This window comes from Archangium sp. (assembly GCF_036388035.1).
Lineage (GTDB): Bacteria > Myxococcota > Myxococcia > Myxococcales > Myxococcaceae > Archangium.
The window spans coordinates 1-5,132 of sequence record NZ_DASVSO010000828.1 but is presented as its reverse complement, the minus strand read 5'-3'; the positions used below and the strand labels follow the sequence as shown (position 1 = coordinate 5,132).

General features: G+C 67.0%; 6 protein-coding genes. 3 read left to right on the top strand and 3 right to left on the bottom strand.

The window, feature by feature from the left end:
* Together VF697_RS34170 and VF697_RS34165 are read left to right on the top strand one after the other, a co-directional pair.
* Positions 1–1,548, top strand: a 1,548-nt coding sequence (locus VF697_RS34170; protein WP_331101637.1) for a sialidase family protein, incomplete at its 5' end; no start/stop codon positions are given.
* 498 nt (positions 1,549–2,046) lie between these two features.
* Positions 2,047–2,406, top strand: coding sequence for a hypothetical protein (locus VF697_RS34165; protein ID WP_331101635.1), 360 nt, complete (start codon positions 2,047–2,049; stop codon positions 2,404–2,406).
* A 75-nt stretch (positions 2,407–2,481) separates the two neighbouring features.
* On the opposite strand, the gene VF697_RS34160 is transcribed toward VF697_RS34165, so the two are convergent.
* Positions 2,482–3,084: a hypothetical protein gene (locus tag VF697_RS34160; RefSeq protein ID WP_331101633.1), complete on the bottom strand. Its 603-nt coding sequence runs from the start codon at positions 3,082–3,084 to the stop codon at positions 2,482–2,484.
* Positions 3,085–3,254: 170 nt separating this feature from the next.
* On the opposite strand from VF697_RS34160, the gene VF697_RS34155 reads away from it, so the two are divergent.
* On the top strand, positions 3,255–3,806 hold the full coding sequence (locus VF697_RS34155) for a YkgJ family cysteine cluster protein (RefSeq protein WP_331101631.1): 552 nt from the start codon (positions 3,255–3,257) through the stop codon (positions 3,804–3,806).
* Here the strand turns inward: VF697_RS34155 and VF697_RS34150 are convergent.
* Positions 3,790–4,209, bottom strand: coding sequence for a CBS domain-containing protein (locus tag VF697_RS34150; protein ID WP_331101629.1), 420 nt, complete (start codon positions 4,207–4,209; stop codon positions 3,790–3,792). The genes VF697_RS34155 and VF697_RS34150 overlap by 17 nt on opposite strands.
* 90 nt (positions 4,210–4,299) lie before the next feature.
* Positions 4,300–5,132: sigma-70 family RNA polymerase sigma factor (locus VF697_RS34145; RefSeq protein ID WP_331101627.1), on the bottom strand; the 833-nt coding region annotated here is incomplete at its 5' end.

Here is a 5,132-nt window from a genome sequence, read left to right as displayed (position 1 = left end):
CTGCACGGCAACCTGTTCGACATGCGGTTCGATGGGCAGGTGTGGCTGACGCGCAAGGCGACGCCAGACGAGGTGCCGCGAGGCTTCGTGGGCAGCCATCCGCTGAGGGGCTGGCGGGACATCGGCCCGTGGGCAGTGGAGGACCCGGGGATGGGCGAGCCGGGCCTGTCGTTGGACGAGCGCCGGGCGCGATTGCTGGAGGCGGGGCGGGCCCTGCTGCCGGGTGGGAAGAGGGAAGGGGAGTACCGGAGGGCCTTCGTGGGGGCGGACCTGTTCTTCCACGGGGACACGCGGGCGGGGCCGGCCCTCTCGGTGACACCCGGTTCCGGGCTCGCATCGTCGGAAGTGGCACCGGCGGAGCGCGGGCACCAGAGCAACGTAGAGGCGGCGGTGGATGGTGAGGAGCACGTGTACGCGGCCTTCAGCGACACGCGCACGGGAGGGCCGCAGGTGATGCTCGCGGTGAGCGAGGACGGAGGGGCGCACTGGCGCGAGGCGGTGCCGGTGGCGCCTTCGCTCGCGCGGCAGGTGCGGCCGACCGTGGCCGCCCACGGCGCGGGCCGTGTGGTGGTGGCGTGGCAGGAGGAAGCGGCAGGGCATCCCGCCATGGTCCAGGTGGCTGTCTCGGAGGATGGAGGCCGAAGCTTCTCCACGGTGACGGACGTGGAGACGACCGGGGCGGCGCAGTGGGAGCCACGGCTCGCCTTCCGTCCGGACGGAGGGGCACTGGCGCTCGTGTGGACGGACTTCCGCGAAGGGCTCGCCGCCAAGGTGCGACTGGCGCGCTCGGTGGACGGTGGGCACACCTGGGGCACGTCGGTACGCGTGGACGCAGGCGGCGAGGAGTCCTCGCGCATCGAAGGCATGCAGGCCCAGCCGACGCTGGCGTGGACGGAGTCGGCGCTGGCGGTGGCGTGGGTGGATTACCGCGAGCGGGACTGGCAGGTGTGGGCGGTGGTGGCACCGAAGGGGGGCACCTCCGGAGCAGTTTTCGGCAACCTGTCCACTAAGTGGACAAGTTCGAGCGTTTCGCGCCCGGAAGGTGCCTCGGGGCCCGGGTTTCTGGCTCCGGAAAAGGTGTCACCTCCTTCGGAGACCGAGGTGCTCGCGGCGGACCCGGTACTCACGGAGGGACCCGAGGGAACGCTGGTGCTCGCATGGGAGGACCTGCGGGCGCGGCGCGGACACCGGGACGTTCGGTTCGCGCGGTGGAGTGCGGGAGCGGGGTGGACGTCGCTTCCCGGATTGAAGGGAGGAGCGGACGACGAAGCCTTCGTGAGTCGCTTCCGCCCCTCGGTGACGCGAGTGGGGGAGGACGTGCGCGCTGTGTTCCAGGAGCTGTCGCCGGGCAAGAACGCGCTCTACTCCGTCACGGTGCCACCGCTGGCGGGAAGTCCGACGGTAATGCCCGAGCGCCTGGATGACACGGGCAGGGCGGCCAATCAGCTCACGCGCCCCAGGCTGGTCTCCACGGGCACCGCCGGACTGCTGCTCTTCGCGGACGACCAGCGCGGCTGGAGCCGGATCCGTGTGAGCTATTGGCCGTGATTTTTAAGTCTACGAGTTTTATTGGTTGTGACTGCGGCGATTCCAAGCTCAAGTCGATTTGTGCTTTATGGGGCGCCGAGGGCTTGGTGACCGTGTCTGAGTGACAACAGTCTATGCTTCAAATACCGGAGCGACGCTTCACTGTTACTGCCTCTGTTTGCTGCCCTGCTTTGTCACCAGAGACATCCGAACAGGAACGACACCATTCCCTTCCGCATGCTGATTGTGCTAGACGGGCAGCATGGCACTTACACCAGAGCAAAACAAAGTTCTGATTGAGCATGTAAATAAGAAGTGGAAGGGGTCCCAATGTCGACAGTGTGAGGCCAATAACTGGTCTGTTGATGGTATTATTCAAATTGCCTTGGGCGAGTTTCCTGGTCCTGTACAGCTCGGTGGGACGGTTCTTCCTACAGTCGCTGTGATTTGTCGAAACTGTGGAAATACGGTTTTGATTAACCTTGTCATCGCAGGTGTTGTCGAAGGAGTTGCCAAATAATGCAATCCTCCGGCGGAAATGGGCCATTGAATGTTCCACAAAGTCCACCCCCAGCCGTTTCGCTGAAGAGGATTTCGCAGATACAAACATATGAAGTTATGGAGAGTGATCTGGCGGAGCTGGAGCGTGTGATTAGTGATGAAGCTCAGGCCCTGGGATTCTGGACTTTTCTTGCTGGTATTGCGATTCCGACAGCGCTTGGTTGGTATATGGGAAAGGATGTGACGCTAGAGCAAAAGGTGATTTACGCCTTGTTTACGTTTGTTCCGGGCGTTCTTTCGTTCTGGTTCCTCCTTGTTTGGTGGAGAAAAAAGAAGCAGCGACCCAGTATTCTTTCTCGAATCCGGCACACCCCGTGATTACTCCCCAAAAGCAGGTTGAAGTCGGGTTGAAAGAAGCAGATTACTTGAGGAGGTGAGTCGATTGGGCGCGACTCAAAGGCCAAACCGGTAACCCGCTCCGAGCACCAGCCCGAAAGCGCCACGTCCACCGATGCCTACGTAGGGCAACGCGGCGATGTCCGAGCGGCGCGTGGGGGCGTAGAGCCGGGCCTCGGCCTGGAGCGTCCACCGGTCGAGCAGCACCTGTGCGCCCACCCCGGGCGCGACGTGGAAGAGCTGGTTGAGGAAGTCCAGCTGCCCGGTGGTGGTGACGTAGGGCATCCACCGCTCCCCCAGGAGCCAGCTCGCGGTGAGGCTCGCGTCGGCGGACCACCACGAGGCGGTGCGAAAGTCCGTGAGCACATTCACCTGCCCCGAGGCCGCGAGCGCCGGTCTCGCCCCCTGTTCCTCCAGCAGCAGGCCCGTGGCCCCCACATCCCCGCCGAGCGCACCGAACATCAACGGAGAGGGCTGCACGTGCCCGTGGACGCTGAGCCGTTCCCGCAGCCCGTAGGTCGCGCCCACGCTCGTGAGCGGCAGCGGGACGGGGATACCGCTCACCAGGGCGAAGGGGCCTCCGACGGAGGCCTCGGCCACCAGGGCACCACGAGGGACGGGGCGCACGTGGGTGATGGAGGCGCACCCGGTGAGGAGCACCAGTCCCAGGGCTGGCAGTCGCCGCGAGAGGCCAGGGCGCCCGCTGGTCCACGCACGTCCGGTCCTGGACTCGAGCGGGGGCGGGACATTCGTTGCCGGGGCTGCCTGTTCACACATGGTGGCGGGGAGTCTCCCGCGAAAACCCCCTCCTGCCGCAAGATGCCTTTCCCATGGAGTCACTCACCCAGGAGCAGCGGAAGACGCTGGAGGACCTCTACCGGCGCATCGACGAGCGGGTGTCGTCCACCACCGGGAGCCACACCTGGTGGCCCTGCCGCAAGGGATGCGACCACTGCTGTCGCCACCTGGCGGCGCCGCTCACCGTCACCCGGCTGGAGTGGACGTACCTCTGGGAGGGCTTCCTGGCCCTGTCACTGGAGGCCCAGGCCGAGGCCCGGGCGCGAGCGGCGCGGTTGCAGGACACGCAGCGGCCCTACACCTGCCCGTTCCTCGATCGCGAGTCGGGCGGGTGCCGCGTGTACGCGCACCGGCCCATGGCCTGCCGGACGTACGGCTTCTACGTGAGTCAGGGCACGGGCAACTGGTGCCACTTCATCCGGGGGCTGCTCGACCAGCATGGAGAGGGGGACATCCTCTGGGGCAACCAGGACTCGCTGGAGGACACCCTGGAACGACTGAGCGGCGCCACCCTCTCGCTCTTCGAGTGGTTCGCCGCCCATCCCTCCGCGTCCGAAGGTGCTCCGCCTACTGCGGGGTGTTGAGCTCGCGGAGCACCTCGCCCGCGTGCTTCGCCTCGCCCGGCACCGTGGCCAGGTCGTCCAGGCTGATGATGCCCACCGGCTTCTTGTAGGCGTCGAGCACCACCAGGCGCCGCACCGCCTTCTCCTCCATCAGGTGCTCGGCCTCGGACAGGGGAGCGCCCGCGTCGCAGGTGATGACGGCATGGGTCATCGCCTCGCGCACCTGCGTCCGGTTTGGATCCTTGCCCGCCGCCGTCGCGCGCACGGTGATGTCCCGATCCGTCACCATCCCCACGAGCTGGTCTCCATCCACCACCGGCAGCGCGCCGATGCCGAACGCGCGCATCCGCTCGGCCGCCGAGCGCAGCGGCGCATCCGCTTCGATGGTCTCCAGGCTCTTCGTCATCAGCTCGCCGATCCGCATCCGACTTCTCCTCGGGGCGGCATGCGCCCCCGTGGGTTCCCGGGCTTTCATGTGCAATTCCCCTGCCGTGTCGTGTCGGGTGTCCCGCGCTCAGGTCGGAGCTGGTAGCTCGGCTGTGGGGGCGGGGAGCATCCACGCGAAGTCCGGCATCCGCTCGTGCAGGTACTCGCGGATGTGCTCGAGCAGCCCCGCTTCCACCTGACGGGCCCGCTCGCGGCTGACGTGGAAGTGCTCGCCAATGGTGCGCAGCGTCTCCGGCTCCTCGGCCAGCAGGCGGTGCTCCAGGATGTAGCGCTCGCGCTCGTCGTGCAGCCCGCTGGCGAACTTGTGGAGCTTCTCCTGGAACCAGTGCGTGAGCTCCTTCCGGCCGAGCTCCTCGTCCACGGCGGGGCTCCCCGAGGTCACCGCGCGCGCCGGCACGGGGCGGCCCTGCTCGTCATCGGCGGGTGCATCGAGCCGGACGTCGTCCTGGCGCAGCCGCTGATCCATCTCGACGACATCCTCCTCGTCAACGCCCAGGTTCGCGGCGAGCAGCCGCGGTGTGGCTTCCTGGCCCGAGGCGAGCAGGCGGCGCTCCTCCTGCCTCATCCGGAAGAACAGCTTCCGCTGCACGTCCGTGGTCCCCAGCTTCACCAGCCGCCAGTTCTCCAGGATGAAGCGCAGCAGGTAGGCGCGGATCCACCACGCCGCGTAGGTGGACAACCGCACACCGCGTCCCGGCTCGAAGCGCTCCACGGCGAGCACCAGGCCGAGGTTGCCCTCCTGGATGAGGTCCATCAGGAGGAGGGGCGGACGGTGGTGCTCCCGCGCCAGCTTCACCACCAGCCGCAGGTTGGAGGCCACCAGCCGGGCCCGGGCCTTGGAATCGCCGCGCTCGCGGAAGTGCCGGGCGAGCGCCACTTCCTCCTCCCGGGACAGCAGGG